General features: G+C 64.6%; 16 protein-coding genes and 2 rRNA genes (1 of these 18 cut by a window edge). 10 read left to right on the plus strand and 8 right to left on the minus strand.

Features of this window, described 5'->3' with window-relative positions:
* The 3 genes from G020_RS0111530 to G020_RS0111540 all read left to right on the plus strand — a co-directional run.
* Nucleotides 1-2,137 (plus strand): 23S ribosomal RNA (locus G020_RS0111530) (it extends 742 nt beyond the left edge of the window).
* An 87-nt stretch (nucleotides 2,138-2,224) separates the two neighbouring features.
* A 5S ribosomal RNA gene (gene rrf / locus G020_RS0111535) occupies nucleotides 2,225-2,340 on the plus strand.
* Nucleotides 2,341-2,438: 98 nt separating this feature from the next.
* Nucleotides 2,439-2,645, plus strand: a complete 207-nt coding sequence (locus tag G020_RS0111540; protein WP_018870626.1) for a hypothetical protein — start codon at nucleotides 2,439-2,441, stop codon at nucleotides 2,643-2,645.
* 39 nt (nucleotides 2,646-2,684) lie between these two features.
* On the opposite strand, the gene G020_RS0111545 is transcribed toward G020_RS0111540, so the two are convergent.
* Genes G020_RS0111545 through dapA form a run of 3 tightly spaced genes read right to left on the minus strand, consistent with a single transcriptional unit; the run spans nucleotide 2,685 to nucleotide 5,535 of the window.
* Nucleotides 2,685-3,446, minus strand: coding sequence for an MBL fold metallo-hydrolase (locus G020_RS0111545; protein ID WP_024329672.1), 762 nt, complete (start codon nucleotides 3,444-3,446; stop codon nucleotides 2,685-2,687).
* Between the two features lie 24 nt (nucleotides 3,447-3,470).
* Nucleotides 3,471-4,649 (minus strand): outer membrane protein assembly factor BamC, encoded by a 1,179-nt coding sequence (gene bamC / locus G020_RS0111550; protein ID WP_024329673.1) that lies wholly within the window; start codon nucleotides 4,647-4,649, stop codon nucleotides 3,471-3,473.
* A 7-nt stretch (nucleotides 4,650-4,656) separates the two neighbouring features.
* Nucleotides 4,657-5,535, minus strand: coding sequence for a 4-hydroxy-tetrahydrodipicolinate synthase (dapA, locus tag G020_RS0111555; protein WP_024329674.1), 879 nt, complete (start codon nucleotides 5,533-5,535; stop codon nucleotides 4,657-4,659).
* 170 nt (nucleotides 5,536-5,705) lie between these two features.
* On the opposite strand from dapA, the gene G020_RS0111560 reads away from it, so the two are divergent.
* The 3 genes from G020_RS0111560 to G020_RS0111570 are packed head-to-tail and all read left to right on the plus strand — an operon-like array spanning nucleotide 5,706 to nucleotide 8,232.
* Nucleotides 5,706-6,260, plus strand: coding sequence for a glycine cleavage system protein R (locus G020_RS0111560; protein ID WP_018946588.1), 555 nt, complete (start codon nucleotides 5,706-5,708; stop codon nucleotides 6,258-6,260).
* Between the two features lie 32 nt (nucleotides 6,261-6,292).
* Nucleotides 6,293-6,766: a peroxiredoxin gene (locus G020_RS0111565; protein ID WP_019590804.1), complete on the plus strand. Its 474-nt coding sequence runs from the start codon at nucleotides 6,293-6,295 to the stop codon at nucleotides 6,764-6,766.
* A gap of 44 nt (nucleotides 6,767-6,810) precedes the next feature.
* Nucleotides 6,811-8,232 carry a PhoH family protein gene (locus tag G020_RS0111570; protein WP_024329675.1) on the plus strand — a complete coding sequence of 474 codons (1,422 nt, stop codon included), beginning with the start codon at nucleotides 6,811-6,813 and terminating at the stop codon, nucleotides 8,230-8,232.
* A gap of 37 nt (nucleotides 8,233-8,269) precedes the next feature.
* Here G020_RS0111570 and queD read toward each other — a convergent pair whose 3' ends face one another.
* From queD to xseB, 4 genes are read right to left on the minus strand one after another with little or no spacing between them, the layout of a single operon-like run.
* Nucleotides 8,270-8,653 carry a 6-carboxytetrahydropterin synthase QueD gene (gene queD / locus G020_RS0111575; protein WP_024329676.1) on the minus strand — a complete coding sequence of 128 codons (384 nt, stop codon included), beginning with the start codon at nucleotides 8,651-8,653 and terminating at the stop codon, nucleotides 8,270-8,272.
* 45 nt (nucleotides 8,654-8,698) lie between these two features.
* Complete coding sequence (gene dxs / locus G020_RS0111580) at nucleotides 8,699-10,609, minus strand: 1-deoxy-D-xylulose-5-phosphate synthase (protein WP_024329677.1); 1,911 nt, start codon at nucleotides 10,607-10,609, stop codon at nucleotides 8,699-8,701.
* A gap of 16 nt (nucleotides 10,610-10,625) precedes the next feature.
* A complete protein-coding gene (gene ispA / locus G020_RS0111585; protein WP_018946583.1) occupies nucleotides 10,626-11,522 on the minus strand; it encodes a (2E,6E)-farnesyl diphosphate synthase in 897 nt (298 codons plus the stop codon).
* A 22-nt stretch (nucleotides 11,523-11,544) separates the two neighbouring features.
* Entirely contained in the window at nucleotides 11,545-11,835 is a 291-nt protein-coding gene (xseB, locus tag G020_RS0111590) for an exodeoxyribonuclease VII small subunit (RefSeq protein WP_024329678.1), read from the minus strand.
* A gap of 257 nt (nucleotides 11,836-12,092) precedes the next feature.
* On the opposite strand from xseB, the gene G020_RS0111595 reads away from it, so the two are divergent.
* From G020_RS0111595 to G020_RS0111610, 4 genes are all read left to right on the plus strand, one after another.
* Entirely contained in the window at nucleotides 12,093-12,512 is a 420-nt protein-coding gene (locus G020_RS0111595) for a rubrerythrin family protein (protein ID WP_018946582.1), read from the plus strand.
* A gap of 90 nt (nucleotides 12,513-12,602) precedes the next feature.
* Complete coding sequence (locus tag G020_RS0111600; protein WP_024329679.1) at nucleotides 12,603-13,949, plus strand: heterodisulfide reductase-related iron-sulfur binding cluster; 1,347 nt, start codon at nucleotides 12,603-12,605, stop codon at nucleotides 13,947-13,949.
* Between the two features lie 21 nt (nucleotides 13,950-13,970).
* Nucleotides 13,971-14,276, plus strand: a complete 306-nt coding sequence (locus G020_RS0111605) for an encapsulin-associated ferritin-like protein (protein ID WP_018870613.1) — start codon at nucleotides 13,971-13,973, stop codon at nucleotides 14,274-14,276.
* Nucleotides 14,277-14,315: 39 nt separating this feature from the next.
* Entirely contained in the window at nucleotides 14,316-14,927 is a 612-nt protein-coding gene (locus G020_RS0111610; protein ID WP_024329680.1) for a DUF3501 family protein, read from the plus strand.
* Nucleotides 14,928-15,382: 455 nt separating this feature from the next.
* Here G020_RS0111610 and G020_RS0111615 read toward each other — a convergent pair.
* On the minus strand, nucleotides 15,383-15,728 hold a 346-nt coding region (locus G020_RS0111615; RefSeq protein ID WP_024329681.1), incomplete at its 5' end, for an integrase core domain-containing protein.

The following is a 15,728-nucleotide window of genomic DNA, read 5'->3' on the forward strand; positions in this document are numbered from 1 at the left end:
GGGATGAGCTGTGGATCGGAGTGAAAGGCTAATCAAGCTCGGAGATAGCTGGTTCTCCTCGAAAGCTATTTAGGTAGCGCCTCATGTATCACTTCCGGGGGTAGAGCACTGTTATGGCTAGGGGGCCATCCCGGCTTACCAAACCATTGCAAACTCCGAATACCGGAAAGTGCGAGCATGGGAGACACACGGCGGGTGCTAACGTCCGTCGTGGAAAGGGAAACAACCCAGACCGCCAGCTAAGGTCCCCAAATCATGGCTCAGTGGGAAACGATGTGGGAAGGCAGAGACAGCCAGGAGGTTGGCTTAGAAGCAGCCATCCTTTAAAGAAAGCGTAATAGCTCACTGGTCGAGTCGGCCTGCGCGGAAGATTTAACGGGGCTAAAGCCATGTACCGAAGCTGCGGACCTGCTTTGCAGGTGGTAGAGGAGCGTTCTGTAAGCCTGCGAAGGTGTGTCGAGAGGCATGCTGGAGGTATCAGAAGTGCGAATGCTGACATGAGTAACGATAAGATGGGTGAAAAACCCATCCGCCGAAAGCCCAAGGTTTCCTGCGCAACGTTAATCGGCGCAGGGTTAGTCGGCCCCTAAGGCGAGGCAGAAATGCGTAGTCGATGGGAAACAGGTTAATATTCCTGTACCTCGCGTTAATGCGATGGGGGGACGGAGAAGGCTAAGTGATCCGGCTGTTGGTGCCCGGTTCAAGCATGTAGGGAGTACTCCTAGGCAAATCCGGGGGTACATATCCTGAGATGTGATGACGAGCTCCCAAGGGAGCGAAGTCACTGATGCCCTGCTTCCAGGAAAAGCCTCTAAGCTTCAGTTAACGTGAGACCGTACTCCAAACCGACACAGGTGGGCAGGGTGAGAATCCCAAGGCGCTTGAGGAAACTCGGGTGAAGGAACTAGGCAAAATGGTACCGTAACTTCGGGAGAAGGTACGCCTCGGATGGTGACGGGACTCGCTCCCCGAGCTGTTCGAGGTCGCAGAGACCAGGCCGCTGCGACTGTTTACTAAAAACACAGCACTCTGCTAACTCGAAAGAGGACGTATAGGGTGTGACGCCTGCCCGGTGCCGGAAGGTTAATTGATGGGGTTAGCTTCGGCGAAGCCCTTGATCGAAGCCCCGGTAAACGGCGGCCGTAACTATAACGGTCCTAAGGTAGCGAAATTCCTTGTCGGGTAAGTTCCGACCTGCACGAATGGCGTAACGATGGCGGCGCTGTCTCCACCCGAGACTCAGTGAAATTGAAATCGCAGTGAAGATGCTGTGTACCCGCGGCCAGACGGAAAGACCCCGTGAACCTTTACTACAGCTTCACACTGAACTTTGAGCTTGTTTGTGTAGGATAGGTGGGAGGCTTTGAAACCGGGACGCCAGTCTCGGTGGAGCCATCCTTGAAATACCACCCTTGCAAGTTTGGAGTTCTAACTCAGGCCCGTTATCCGGGTCGAGGACCGTGTGTGGTGGGTAGTTTGACTGGGGCGGTCTCCTCCCAAAGAGTAACGGAGGAGTGCGAAGGTACCCTCAGCGCGGTCGGAAATCGCGCGACGAGTGCAAAGGCATAAGGGTGCTTGACTGCGAGACAGACACGTCGAGCAGGTGCGAAAGCAGGTCTTAGTGATCCGGTGGTTCTGTATGGAAGGGCCATCGCTCAACGGATAAAAGGTACTCCGGGGATAACAGGCTGATACTGCCCAAGAGTCCATATCGACGGCAGTGTTTGGCACCTCGATGTCGGCTCATCACATCCTGGGGCTGAAGCAGGTCCCAAGGGTATGGCTGTTCGCCATTTAAAGTGGTACGCGAGCTGGGTTTAGAACGTCGTGAGACAGTTCGGTCCCTATCTGCCGTGGGCGTCGGAGATTTGACAGGATCTGTCCCTAGTACGAGAGGACCGGGATGGACGCACCTCTGGTGTTCCGGTTGTCACGCCAGTGGCATTGCCGGGTAGCTAAGTGCGGAAGGGATAACCGCTGAAAGCATCTAAGCGGGAAACCCACCTGGAGATGAGATCTCCCTGGAGCTTCGAGCTCCCTGAAGGGCCGTTGAAGACGACAACGTTGATAGGCTGGGTGTGGAAGCGCGGTAACGCGTGAAGCTAACCAGTACTAATTGCCCGTGCGGCTTGACCATATAACACCCAAATGGTTGTTGGTCTCTTCTGACACATCACCTAGTTGCATTCCGAATTTGGACAGTGAGCGCTGTCCAGCCAGTTTGCCTGGCGGCTATAGCGAGCAGGAACCACCCGATCCCATCCCGAACTCGGAAGTGAAACTGCTCTGCGCCGATGGTAGTTAGGGGCCTCCCCTCGTGAGAGTAGGTCACCGCCAGGCATTTACACCGAAAGCCCGATCCCTCTTCCGAGGGGTCGGGCTTTTTTTGTGCCTGATTGTGTGTTCGTGTGACGCCGGTCGTCCGGCGGGAGGTAGCTGTGGCGAACAAGCGGACGGATGGTGGCCTGGTGGTTGTGGGCCTGGTGCTTATTGCCGTGGGCGCGTATGCGCTGCTGGGGCAGCAGGTCCATTTCTCGCCAATCGCCCCCCGTGAGGATGGAGGATTTGGCGGGTGGTTCGCGACCGTTGTGGGTGTGGTGATGATCCTTGGCGGGCTGTATTTCCTCCGCGAATCGCGGAAGTAGACTCTGGCAGCCAGCGGGCTGCGTTTCTGTGGCTATTCCCTAGAGCTCGCGCCAGCTGAACCCTTCTTCCTGAGTGGCGAGTTCCATCTCGGCCGGGGCCGCGCCCACTCCGTCTGCGAGTGCTTTCCGGGCGTGGTCGGGATGGTTGTTGTCGGTCGACAGATGCATCCCGATGAGCGAACGCAGCTTTCGGTTATCGGCCCGTCGCAGCAGGTCACGCGCCGCGTGGTTGGGGAGGTGGCCCCATCCTCCGCGAATGCGCTCCTTGAGGCGCTCGGGATACGGGCCGGCCTGGAGCATATCCGGCTCGTGGTTGCATTCGAGCAGGAGTCCGTCGACCCGGGCGGCGATCGCGACCATGTGAGGCGTGACATGGCCGGCATCGGTCATTAGTGCCAGCTCGCGGTCGCCGTCGGACAACGTGAACTGCGTGGGTTCCCGCGAGTCATGCGGGACGGTGAACGGAATCACCCGCAGGTCGCGGATCTCGATCGGCGAGTCGCTGGTGATTTCCAGGGTGCTGGGGAAGCGATTGTCACGGGCGGCACGGATGGTGCCGTGGGAAGCGTATACGGGGATCCCGTGGCGTCGGGAGAACGCGCCGGCGGCACCGATATGGTCACCGTGCTCGTGCGTGATCAGGAGTGCGTTCAGCTGGTCGGGCTGCAGGCCTGCGCGCGCGAGCCGACGTTCGGCCTCCTGAGCGGAGAAGCCGCAGTCGATCATGATGCAGGTGTGGCGGGCGCGCACGACCAGTGCGTTTCCGCCGCTCCCGCTTCCAAGGGAACAGTATCGAAGCATGCCGACAGTGCCGGTGCTTGGCGATCAGCGGCGAAATCCTTCCTCGATCCTTTCGAGGAGGAACCGGGTGTCGTCCTCGTCCAGCGGTTCGCCGTCGATGTTCCGTGCACGCAGGAGGGACTGGCCGTTGTCCGCGGAGAGTTCGATCCGGTAGCGCGTGTCTGCGCGGCGGTCACCGCGACCGAACAGGCGGCTGAAGAAGCCACCTTCGTCTTCGTCGGCGCTGTCCGGGCGATAGGTGACTTCGTGCACCCCGCTGCGGCGGTCGCGTTCGTCGACCAGGAGGCCGGAACGGTCGAGACGCGTGCCGAGGTGCCGCCATACCTGGTCCGCGTCGCTGTCAAAGCGAAGAACCAGTTCGTCGCCGACATTCTCGATGCGTGCGCCCGGCACCCGCTGGACCTCGGATTCGTCGGCGCGCTGACCGCCTTCGCCGGGGTCGCCGGTGAGCAGGAACAGGCGCAGGCGATTGAGCATTTCCGCCTCCAGCTCCGGATCGGAGGGGCGGGAAACCCAGAGGAAGCGTTCTTCGCCCACGGGCTGTTCTTCGGCCCCGCGATGGGTGATGTAGACCGCGGTGCGACCGTCTTCCTCGCGTTCCACGCGCAGGCGGTACCGGTCACGGGTGTTCGAGTCGTAGAGACCGCCAATGGTCCGGGCGATGAAGCCGCGGCTGCCGCTGAACGGGATACCGGCGCGGTCTTCGGCCCACTGGGTTTCCATGATGCCGACTTCCGGTTCGTTGCGTTCCAGCGGCAGGTTCTGGCTGTCCCAGAACGCGGCCAGGCGATTCCACAGGTCGTCCGGGTCGGTATCGACCGTCAGCCAGCGCGTATCGCCGTCACGCCAGATCTGTACGTCGCTGTCTTCGGGCAGCACCTGGACCTCGCCGGCGCGCGGCGCCAGGGCGCCCGTTCCACCCGGTGTGCCGGTCTGTCGAGTATCGGGCTGCTGCATCTCGCGGGCGCTGACGCGTTCCCCCGGGGCGTCGGGGACGCGGTAGCCGTCGCGGCTGTCGGGGGCGCTGAGCTCGGGCGGAACCTCGAGGTCAGGGGCCTGACGGGATTCCTGATAAACCGGGCCACCGTCATCGGTACCGGCGCAGCCGGCGGTACCCAGGGCAAGGGCGACGGCCAGCGGCAGCGCCGCGGGCAGGTAAGCGCGTACGGTAGTACGAGCGGAAAAGGACGAAAAACGGGTCATGAACGGTTCATACCTCGATGCCGGCCTGGCGCATGGCGTCCAGAACCGGGGCGTGAAACGGAGCCGAAAGCGGTGTCAGCGGGAGGCGGATGCCTTCTTCCATCATGCCCATCTGCTGCAGCGCCCATTTGACCGGGATCGGGTTGGCTTCCAGGAACAGGGCTGAGTGCAGCCCGTCCAGCTGGCGGTTGATCTCGCGGGCTCGTTCGGCATCGCCTTCGCGTACCGCTCGGCACATCTCCGACATCAGACGCGGCGCGACGTTCGCCGTGACCGAGATGACGCCGTGGCCACCGGCCAGCATGAAGGCAAGTCCGTTGGCATCCTCGCCGCTGAACAGGTCCAGGCGGCTGCCGACGCGTTCGACCAGTTCGGCGGTGCGCTCGTTGCTTCCGGTGGCTTCCTTGATGCCCACGATGTTGGGCACCCCGGCAAGGCGTTCGACCGTTTCGGGCAGGATGTCGACCGCCGTCCGACCGGGCACGTTGTACAGGATCTGCGGGATGTCCACCGCCTCGGCGATGGCCTTGTGATGCAGATACAGGCCTTCCTGGGTGGGCTTGTTGTAGTAAGGGGCGACCAGCAGGCAGGCGTCGGCGCCGGCGTCCTTGGCGCACCGGGTCAGGGCGATGGCCTCGCGGGTGGAGTTGGCTCCGGTTCCGGCAATGACCGGGAGGCGGCCATCGATGGTGCGCACGACGTGCGCGATGGCCTCGCAGTGTTCGTCGAAATCGAGGGTGGCCGATTCGCCGGTGGTGCCCACGGCGACGATGGCGTCGGTACCCGACTCGACATGGAATTCCAGCAGCCGATCCAGCGCTGGCCAGTCCAGGCTGCCATCGGCGTGCATCGGGGTCGCGAGCGCGACCATGCTGCCTTGAAACATCGCCCCCTCCAGGACAAGTAATGGTGCAGTCTAACGGGGGACTGACAGGGCATTCAAGAAAGCGCCGCGTTGGCCTGTACCCGGGGAGGTGATATGTTCCGGCATCATGATCCACGCGATGCGCCATTGCCGTTCGCCATCCTGCTCGCCGGTTGCAGGAGGCCTGGCCCGTGGCTGAGGTCGTCGGGGCCGGTACGCACACCGAACTGGTGCTGAGCCTGCTGGGGCCGGACCGGCCGGGCCTGGTGACTCAGGTGACCCAGCACGTTGCCGAATCCGGTTGCAATCTGGAAGCCAGTCGTATGGTGGTGCTTTCCGGCTATGCCTGCATGGCGGTGACCGCCAGCGGAAACTGGAAGACCCTGGCGACCCTGGAAGGGCGGCTGGAACGTCTGGAACGCGAGAGCGGGCTGGTGGTGACCGCGCGTCGCGGGCCGCTGGCAGAGGCGGGTGAGGCCGCCATGGCCTATGCCGTGGACGTCATCGCCCTGGATGCCCCGGGGCTGCTGCACGGCCTGGCGAACTTCTTCGCCACGCGGGGCGTCAACCTGCGGGATGTACAAAGTCGCGTCTACACGGCGCAGCAGACGGGCGCCCGCATGTTCGCGGCGAACATCGTGATCGACATCCCGGCCGCGCAGCATCTGGCGACGCTGCGGGGCGAATTCATGGACTTCTGCGACGAACTCAATCTCGACGGGGTGCTGGAGCCGATCAAGGCCTGAATGCCGCCCCGTCCCCGACCGGAGACACGAGAATGACGGTTGCGATCGATCAGCCCGTACCCGCCGATATCCGCCTGCCGGCCACCGGCGACCAGGAGCTGGCGCTGGAGGATTTCCGCGGGCGCATGGTGGTCCTGTATTTCTATCCCAAGGACAACACGCCGGGGTGCACCAACGAGAGCCGTGACTTTGCCGAGCGCCTGGCCGATTTCGAGGCAGCGGGGGCGGTGATCCTCGGGTGCTCGCGCGACAGCGTGAAGAGCCACGAGAATTTCCGCAGCAAGCAGGAGCTGCCGTTCGACCTGCTCAGCGATGCGGACGAGCGCCTGTGCGAGGCCTTCGACGTCATTGGCATGAAGAACATGTACGGCAAGCAGGTGCGCGGCATCGAGCGCTCCACGTTCCTGATCGACGCGGACGGCGTGCTGCGCCGGGAATGGCGCAAGGTGAAAGTCCCCGGCCACGTGGACGAGGTGCTCGCCGCGGTGCGTGAACTCTCGGGCTGACATCGAGCGCGTTTCTGCCCCTGCCCCTGCGCCCCGGAGGCCCGATGATCGAAGACCGCGAACCCGGCCGTCATCTGTTCGTGCTGGACACCAACGTCCTGATGCACGACCCCACCGCGCTGTTCCGTTTCAAGGAACACGACATCTTCCTGCCGATGGTGGTCCTGGAAGAGCTGGACCGGGGCAAGAAGGGGATCTCCGAGGTGGCGCGCAACGTGCGTCAGGTGAGCCGGTTCATCGACGAGCTGATGACCGGGGCTACCCACGAGGCGATTGTCGCCGGGCTTTCGCTGACGGCGACGTCGCTGGAGGACTCGGATCTCGGCGGCCATGGCCGGCTGTTTTTCCAGACCCGCAGCCTGAATTCGCATTTGCCCGAGTCGCTGCCGGGCTCTTCGGCCGACAACGATATCCTCAGCACCGCACGGGCGCTGGAAGAGGAGCTCCCGGATGTCCGGGTGACCCTGGTGTCCAAGGACATCAACCTGCGCATCAAGGCTGCGGTGATCGGCCTGCATGCGGAGGATTATCACAACGACCAGGTGCTGGATGACGTTTCTCTGTTGTACTCGGGGATGCAGGAGCTGCCCGGGGACTTCTGGGACACCCACGGCGCGGCGATGGATTCCTGGCAGGAGGCCGGCCGGACCTATTACCGGGTGAAGGGGCCGCTGGTTGCGGAATGGCATCCCAACCAGTTCGTCTATCGCGAGGGCGAGCAGCCCCTGAGTGCCATCGTGCTGGAGGTGGATCGGCCGGCCGAGAGCGCCGTGATCGAGCTGGTGGACGACTACATGAATCCCCGGCACACCGTCTGGGGCATCAATGCCCGCAACCGCGAGCAGAACCTGGCGCTGAACCTGCTGATGGATCCGGAGGTCGATTTCGTCTCGCTGGTGGGAGCGGCGGGGACGGGCAAGACCCTGCTGACCCTGGCGGCCGGCCTGGCGCAGACGCTCGAGGACGGGACCTACAAGGAAATCATCATGACTCGGGTGACGGTGCCGGTGGGCGAGGACATCGGCTTCCTGCCGGGTACCGAAGAGGAGAAGATGACCCCCTGGATGGGGGCCCTGATGGACAATCTCGAGGTCCTCGGCGGCAACACCGAAGGGGCCGGGGAATGGGGCCGGGCGGCCAGCGGGGACATCCTGACCAGCCGCATCAAGATTCGCTCGCTCAACTTCATGCGCGGGCGTACCTTCCTCAGCCGCTACATCATCCTGGACGAGGCGCAGAACCTCACCAGCAAGCAGATGAAGACGCTGATCACCCGTGCCGGGCCGGGGACCAAGATCGTCGCGCTCGGCAACATCGCGCAGATCGACACCCCGTATCTCACCGAGACCACCTCGGGGCTGACCTACGTGGTGGACCGCTTCCGTGAATGGACGCACAGCGGGCACATCACGCTCACCCGCGGCGAGCGTTCGCGGCTGGCGGATTACGCTTCCAACAACCTGTAGGTGGCGCAGGGGTTGGTGGAGCGAGTGCGGTGTCTGACTAGCCGTCCTCGGTGTAGCGCACGCAGGCGCGGTCGGTCTCCCACAGGGTAAGGGCGCTGACGCGCAGCCCCGGGCGGTTCAGGCGTTCCGCCAGCTCGCGGAAGAACCAGCGGGCGATGTTCTCCGCGGTGGGATTGACGGTGTCGAACGGCGGCACGTCGTTGAGGTAACGATGATCCAGCTGCCCGGCGATCTCGCGTGCGGCGCTCTTGACCACCTTGAAATCCACCGCCATTCCGGTGTCGTCCAGGGTTTCGGCCTCGACCTCGGCTTCCACCTTCCAGTTGTGGCCGTGCATGTTCGCGCACTGCCCCGGGTAATCGCGCAGGGTGTGCGCGGAGGCGAAGTCGGTCAGGACGCGCAGGGTATAGCGGGCACTCATGTTCGGATTCCGGAAGCGGTCGGCCGGCGGGCCGGGAGATGGCTGTCAGCCTGCAAAGCCTAGCCGGCCGCCCGGTGCGGCGCAATTCTCCTGCCCGGCCGCGTGGCGAATCGCTGCCAGCACGCCGGCGGTATCGAGACCGCATTCGGCGAGGATGGTCTCGCGCGGCCCGTGTTCGGTGAAGCGGTCGGGGATGCCGAGGGTCTGGCAGGGGATGTCCAGCCCCTCCGCCGACAGCCACTCCAGGACCGCGCTGCCGGCGCCGCCGGCGCGGGCATGATCCTCCAGCGTCACCAGGCGGTCGTGTTCCGCCGCCAGGCGGGCCAGGCAGGCGGTATCCAGCGGCTTGACGAAGCGCATGTTGACGACCGTCGCATCCAGGGCTTCGCCGGCCTCCAGCGCCGTATCCAGCAGGGCGCCGAAGGACAGGATGGCGATGCGTTCCCCCGCACCGTCCGCGCCCGCCTCGCGACGGATCTCGGCCTCGCCCACCGGCAGCGGATCCAGACGGTCGCCCGGCTCCGTGCCCGGGCCGCTGCCGCGCGGATAGCGCACCGCGGCCGGACCGTTCCAGGCAAAGCCGGTCGCCAGCATGCGGCGGCACTCGGCCTCGTCGGCCGGGGCCATCAGCAGCAGGTTGGGTACGCTGCGCAGCAGGGCGATGTCGAAGGTGCCGGCATGGGTGGGGCCGTCGGCGCCGACGATGCCGGCCCGGTCGATGGCGAACAGCACCGGCAGATCCTGCAGGGCGACATCATGGATGACCTGGTCCATGGCCCGCTGCAGGAAGGTCGAGTAGATCGCAACCACCGGGTGCTGGCCCTCGCAGGCCATGCCGGCCGCCAGGGTCACTGCGTGCTGCTCGGCGATGCCCACGTCGAAGTAGCGCTGCGGGTACTGTTCGGAGAAGGCGACCAGGCCCGAGCCCTCGCGCATCGCCGGGGTGATGCCCAGCAGGCGCTTGTCGGCCGCCGCCTGGTCGCACAGCCACTGGCTGAAGACGTCGGTGTAGGTCGGTGCCTTCGGACCGGAGGGGGCGAGACCGTTCTCCGGTTCGAACTTGGACACGCCGTGATAGCGGCAGGGGTCCTCTTCGGCCGGGGCATAGCCCTGGCCCTTGCGGGTGACGACGTGCAGCAGCTGCGGTCCGTGTCCGCCGCGCAGGTTCTTGAGGATGCCGGCCAGACCGCTGACATCGTGACCGTCGACCGGCCCGAAATAGCGAAAGCCCAGTTCCTCGAACAGGGTGCCGGGCACCAGCATGCCCTTCATGTGCTCTTCGGCGCGCTGGGCGAACGCCTTCATCGGCGGCACGAACTCCAGCATGCGCTTGGAGCCCTCGCGCATCGAACTGTACAGGCGCCCCGACAGCAGCCGGGTGAAGTACTGGTTCATCGCGCCCACGTTGGGCGAGATGGACATGTCGTTGTCGTTGAGGATGACCAGCAGGTTGCAGTCCAGCTCGCCGATGTGGTTGAGCGCCTCGAAGGCCATCCCGGCGGTCATCGCGCCGTCGCCGATCACCGCCACGTGGCGCCGGTCGAGGCCTGCGTGGCGGGCGGCCAGGGCCATGCCCGCGGCGGCGCTGATGGAGGTGCTGGAATGCCCGGCGCCGAAGGCGTCGTATTCGCTCTCCGCGCGCTTGGGGAAGCCCGCCAGTCCGCCGTGCTGGCGCAGGGTCGCCATGGCCTCGCGCCGTCCGGTCAGGATCTTGTGCGCATAGGCCTGGTGCCCCACGTCCCAGACGATCCGGTCGTCCGGGGTATCAAAGGCGTAGTGCAGGGCGATCGCCAGTTCCACCGTCCCGAGGTTGGCGGCCAGATGTCCGCCGGTGCGCGAGACACTGTCGATCAGAAAGGTGCGCAGCTCCCGGGCAATCTCCGGCAGTTCGGCGCCCGGTCGGGCGCGCAGATCGGATGGCCACTCGATGGCATCGAGGAGGGGGGTGGCTTGCATCGCGGAGGGCACCGGCTCAGTGGATGCGGTCGACAATGTAGCGCGCGAGATGGCGAAGCAAATCGGCCTCCGCATCCAGGGGTTGCAGCGCCTCGAGTGCCTGGTCGACCAGCGCCACCGCGCGTTCGCGCGAGGCTTCCAGGCCCATCAGCGCGGGGAAGGTCGACTTGTCCAGGCGCGCATCCGCTCCGCAGGCCTTGCCCAGGGTCTCCGGGTCGCCCTCGACGTCCAGGATGTCGTCGCGGATCTGGAAGGCCAGGCCGATACATTCGGCGTAGTCGGTCAGGCGCGTCAGCAGGGCGTCGTCGGCGCCGCCGGCCAGCCCGCCCAGGCGAACCGAGGCGCGGATCAGGGCGCCGGTTTTCAGCCGGTGCATGCCTTCCAGACCCGGCAGATCCAGGCGCCCGCCGCAGGCTCCCAGATCGATGGCCTGGCCCCCGGCCATGCCCTGCAGGCCGGCGGCGCGGGCGAGTTCCTGCAGCATGACCGGGGCGCGCCCGGCCGGCAGTGCCGCCGTCCCGCTCGACAGCGTGACAAAGGCCTGCGCCTGCAGGGCGTCGCCGGCGAGGATCGCGGTGGCTTCGTCATAGGCCCGATGACAGGTCGGGCGCCCGCGCCGCAGATCGTCGTCATCCATCGCCGGAAGGTCGTCGTGGATGAGCGAGTAGACGTGGATCATCTCCACCGCCGCGGCTGCGGCATCCAGCGCGTCCTGCGGGGCCCCCAGGGCCTCGCCGGTGGCATACACCAGCAGCGGGCGCAGGCGCTTGCCGCCGGAGAGCGTGGCATAGCGCATCGCCTCGATCAGACGGGCGTCGGGCGCGCCGGCCGGATCGAGGGCTCGGTCCAGGACCCCCTCGATGCGTTCCTGATACGCGGGGATGGCCTGTTCGGGCGAGGTGGTGGCTGTCACGTCGGGCGTCCGCGGGTCCGGATCAGAAGGGCACCGGGGCATCGTCATCCGTCGCGGGCGGGGTCCCGCTGGCGGCTTCCGGATTGCCGGAGGTTGAGGTTTCGGTGGTCAGGGCTTCCATGCGCCGCTGGGCCTCGTCGAGGGCCCGCTGGCAGCGATCGACCAGCTGCATGCCCTGCTGGAACTCTTCCAGCGACTGTTCCAGACCCAGCTCGCCCGACTCCATGCGGGCCACCAGGGTCTCCAGGGCCTCCAGGCTGGCTTCGAAGTCGGCCGGGGTTCCGGGTGCGGGATCGGGAGTCTCGTCGGACATGGCGATTGTCGGCTGCAAAAACGGCCAAAGTACCGGATCCGCGCGTGCGTGAAAAGCACGGAGGAGTTGCGCGACGGCCTGCTGGATCTATAACCGGATCCGCGCGTGCGTGAAAAGCACGGGGGCAGGTTGACAGGCCCGGGGGCAGGGCATACATTTGCGCTACGGTTTAGACAGAGTCTAAATAACCGTCTGCACTGGATGCGACACTCGTTCGCTGTGTCTGTGTAGAACCCATACGAAGAAGGAGAGACATCATGGATCTGAAAGGCAGCAAGACCGAAGAAGCCCTGAAGGAAGCGTTTGCCGGCGAATCGATGGCGAACCGTCGCTATCTGTACTTCGCTTCCAAGGCGGACGTGGAAGGCTACAACGACGTCGCCACCGTGTTCCGTTCCACCGCCGAAGGTGAAACCGGCCACGCCCACGGCCACCTCGAGTATCTCGAGAGCTGCGGCGATCCGGCCACCGGCCTGGAGTTCGGTTCCACCGACGCGAACCTGAAGACGGCGGTCGCCGGCGAGACCCACGAGTACACCGACATGTACCCGGGCATGGCCAAGACCGCGCGTGACGAGGGCTTCGACGAAGTCGCCGACTGGTTCGAAACCCTGGCCAAGGCGGAGCGGTCCCACGCCAACCGCTTCCAGAAGGCGCTGGACCAGCTGGACGACTGATCGTCGCGGCTCGTGTCCCGCAGCGGGGCCGGTTCAGCCGGCCCCGTCTTGTCTGCAAGAACAGAACAATCAGAACATCCGGAGGGATGAATGTCTGCGCCGACCCATCAACGTGAAGGCAGTCTCGAAGCCCCGACCCGCCATCCACTGGACTGGAAGAACCCCGAGTTCTACAACGAGGAATCGTTGTTCAGCGAGCTCGAGCGCGTCTTCGACATCTGCCACGGCTGCCGGCGCTGCGTCAGTCTGTGTCATTCATTCCCCACGCTGTTCGATCTGGTCGACGAATCCGAGACCATGGAAGTCGACGGGGTCGACAAGAAAGATTTCTGGCAGGTGGTGGATCACTGCTACCTGTGCGACCTGTGCTACCTGACCAAGTGCCCCTACGTCCCGCCGCACGAGTGGAACGTGGATTTCCCGCACCTGATGCTGCGGGCCAAGGCATTCCGGTTCCAGAACGAAGGCGCGAAGACCTCGCACAAACTGCTTTCCAGTACCGACACGGTGGGCAAGCTGGCGGGCATTCCGGTGGTGGCCGGCGCGGTCAACGCGGCCAACAAGAACGCAACGGTGCGCAAGCTGCTGGACAAGACCGTCGGTGTGCACCCGGACGCCCCGGTGCCCGAGTATCACTCGAACAAGGGCCGTTCGCGCGTGGCGAAGGTGGCCGGCGGGGTGAGCAACCCGGAGCCGGCCGGCACCACTCAGGGCCGGGTCGCGCTGTATGCCACCTGCTACGGCAACTACAACGAGCCGCACCTGGTCGAGGACCTGGTCAAGGTCTTCGAGCACAACGGCATCGAGGTCACGCTGGTCGAGAAGGAGCAGTGCTGTGGCATGCCCAAGCTCGAGCTGGGCGATCTGGAGTCCGTGGAGGCCTCCAAGGACGCGAACATCCCGGCGATGAAGAAGATGATCGACCAGGGCTACGACATCGTCGCCCCGGTGCCGTCCTGCGTGCTGATGTACAAGCAGGAACTGCCGCTGATGTTCCCCGACGAGCAGGACGTGGCCACGGTGCGCGACCGTATCTTCGACCCGTTCGAGTACCTGATGGAGCGCCACAAGGACGGCAAGCTGAACACCGACTTCCCCGAAAAGCTGGGCAAGATCGCCTATCACGCGGCCTGCCACCTGCGCGTGCAGAACATGGGCCTGAAGACCCGCGATCTGCTCAAGCTTGTGCCGGACACCGAGATCGAGACCGTCGAGCGCTGTTCCGGGCATGATGGTACCTATGGCGTGAAGAGCGAATTCTACGAGACGGCCAGCAAGATCTGCCGTCCGGTCGTGAACCGCGTGACCAAGGCCGAGGCCGACCACTTCTCCAGTGACTGCCCGATGGCCGGCCACATGATCGAGAACGGCATGAAGGACGACGACAAGCAGCCCGAGCATCCGCTGACGCTGCTGCGTCAGGCCTACGGGCTGTAACACCAATCAGGAGGGAAGCGAATGGCCAGTGACAGCTATCACGAACCGGTCGAGGAACTCAGCGACGAATCGCGCGAGATGCATCGCGCCATCGTTTCGCTGATGGAAGAGCTCGAGGCGGTGGACTGGTACCAGCAGCGCATGGACGCCTGCAAGGATCCCGAGCTGAAGGCGATCCTCGCGCACAATCGCGACGAGGAGATCGAGCACGCGGCGATGGTCCTGGAGTGGATCCGGCGCCGGAATCCGGTGTTCGATCACGAACTCAAGGACAACCTGTGGTCCGACAAGGACTACACCGACAAGAGCCAGCATCACGATCATTGATGCCCGCGTGCGGCTCCCGGCGCGCCTGGAGGTGAGAACATGGCAATGGAGGAAAATGTGGACAAGCTGAGTCGTGACGACCTGTATTCCCTGGAACAGTATTCCGAGGTACGGCCGAAATTCCGTCGTGACGTGATGGAGCACAAGCGTCACCGCGTGCTGCAGATCGGCCCGGCGGTGACCCTGCACTTCGAGGATCGGATGACCATGCAGTACCAGGTCCAGGAGATGCTGCGGGTCGAGAAGATCTTCGACCGCGAGGGCATTGAGGACGAACTGGGTGCCTACAACCCGCTGATCCCGGACGGCTCCAACTGGAAGGCGACCATGATGGTCGAATTCCCCGACGCGGACGAGCGCAAGGTGCAGCTGTCGAAGCTGATCGGCATCGAGCGTGCGACCTGGGTGCAGGTGGAAGGCCACGATAAGGTCTACCCGATCGCCAACGAAGACCTCGACCGCGAGACCGAGGACAAGACCTCCTCGGTGCACTTCCTGCGCTTCGAGCTGACGCCGGCGATGGTATCGGCGGTCAAGTCCGGCGCGGCCATCGCCGCCGGCGTGGAGCACGAGAACTACAACCACCGCGTGGACGCCGTGCCCGAAGGCATGCGCGAATCGCTGGCGGCCGATCTCGATGCCGTGAACTGACGCGCGGATTCCCGCACGCAGCAGTGAAAAAGGCGCCTTCGGGCGCCTTTTTTGTGTGCAGGCCACGTGGATCCGCGGTCCGGCAGGTTCCGGCTCGCCCCGGGGTTTCAGGGATTTACCCGGGCCTCCCGCCGTTGCGCTGACCGGTCGGGCGCTGTCGTCCTTCTGGCTTCACGATGTTATACAGAATCCGTATAGCATCGACCGTCTGACGGGCTGCCGACCTTGCATCGACAATATCTGCCCCTCCATGGTGAGGTGACCGGCAATGTCCTCCGCCACGAGTCCCGCCAGACGGGGCCCGGCGAACGGAGTGATCAACCGTTCCGTCCGCACCGATTACCGGTGAGTCCACCTTACCTTAACCCCCTGAAAACACGCGCCTGTCGGTGTCCCTCCCGCAATCAGCGCCCCCTTCCGGCGGGGTTCCTGTCGCCATGAGCTCACCTCCCGGTTTAGCTGTCGGGTCCCGGCTGTTTGTATACATGTTTACGAAATAAATCGGGGCGTTCCTGTTGCCAGGCCTTGAGTGTCTCAACCGGCGTTCGATGCCCCAGCGCTTTCTGCCCGATCTGATGGTTGTAAAGGCGCTGGTAGTCCTGGAGGGTGTCCTTCAGATGTTCTCCCGAGCCGAAGCGCCGGGTCCGCAGCAAGTCGGCGATGCGGCCGTTGAAGCGCTCCACCATTCCGTTGGTCTGCGGCCGTTTCGGCCGGATCAGACGATGCTCGATCCCGTGGTCGGCGCACAGCCGGTCGAACGGGTGGCGTCCGGTGGGCTTGCGCTCCCCGGTGGCCGCAAAG

The organism is Thioalkalivibrio sp. ALR17-21 (assembly GCF_000420185.1).
Taxonomy (GTDB): Bacteria; Pseudomonadota; Gammaproteobacteria; order Ectothiorhodospirales; family Ectothiorhodospiraceae; genus Thioalkalivibrio; species Thioalkalivibrio halophilus.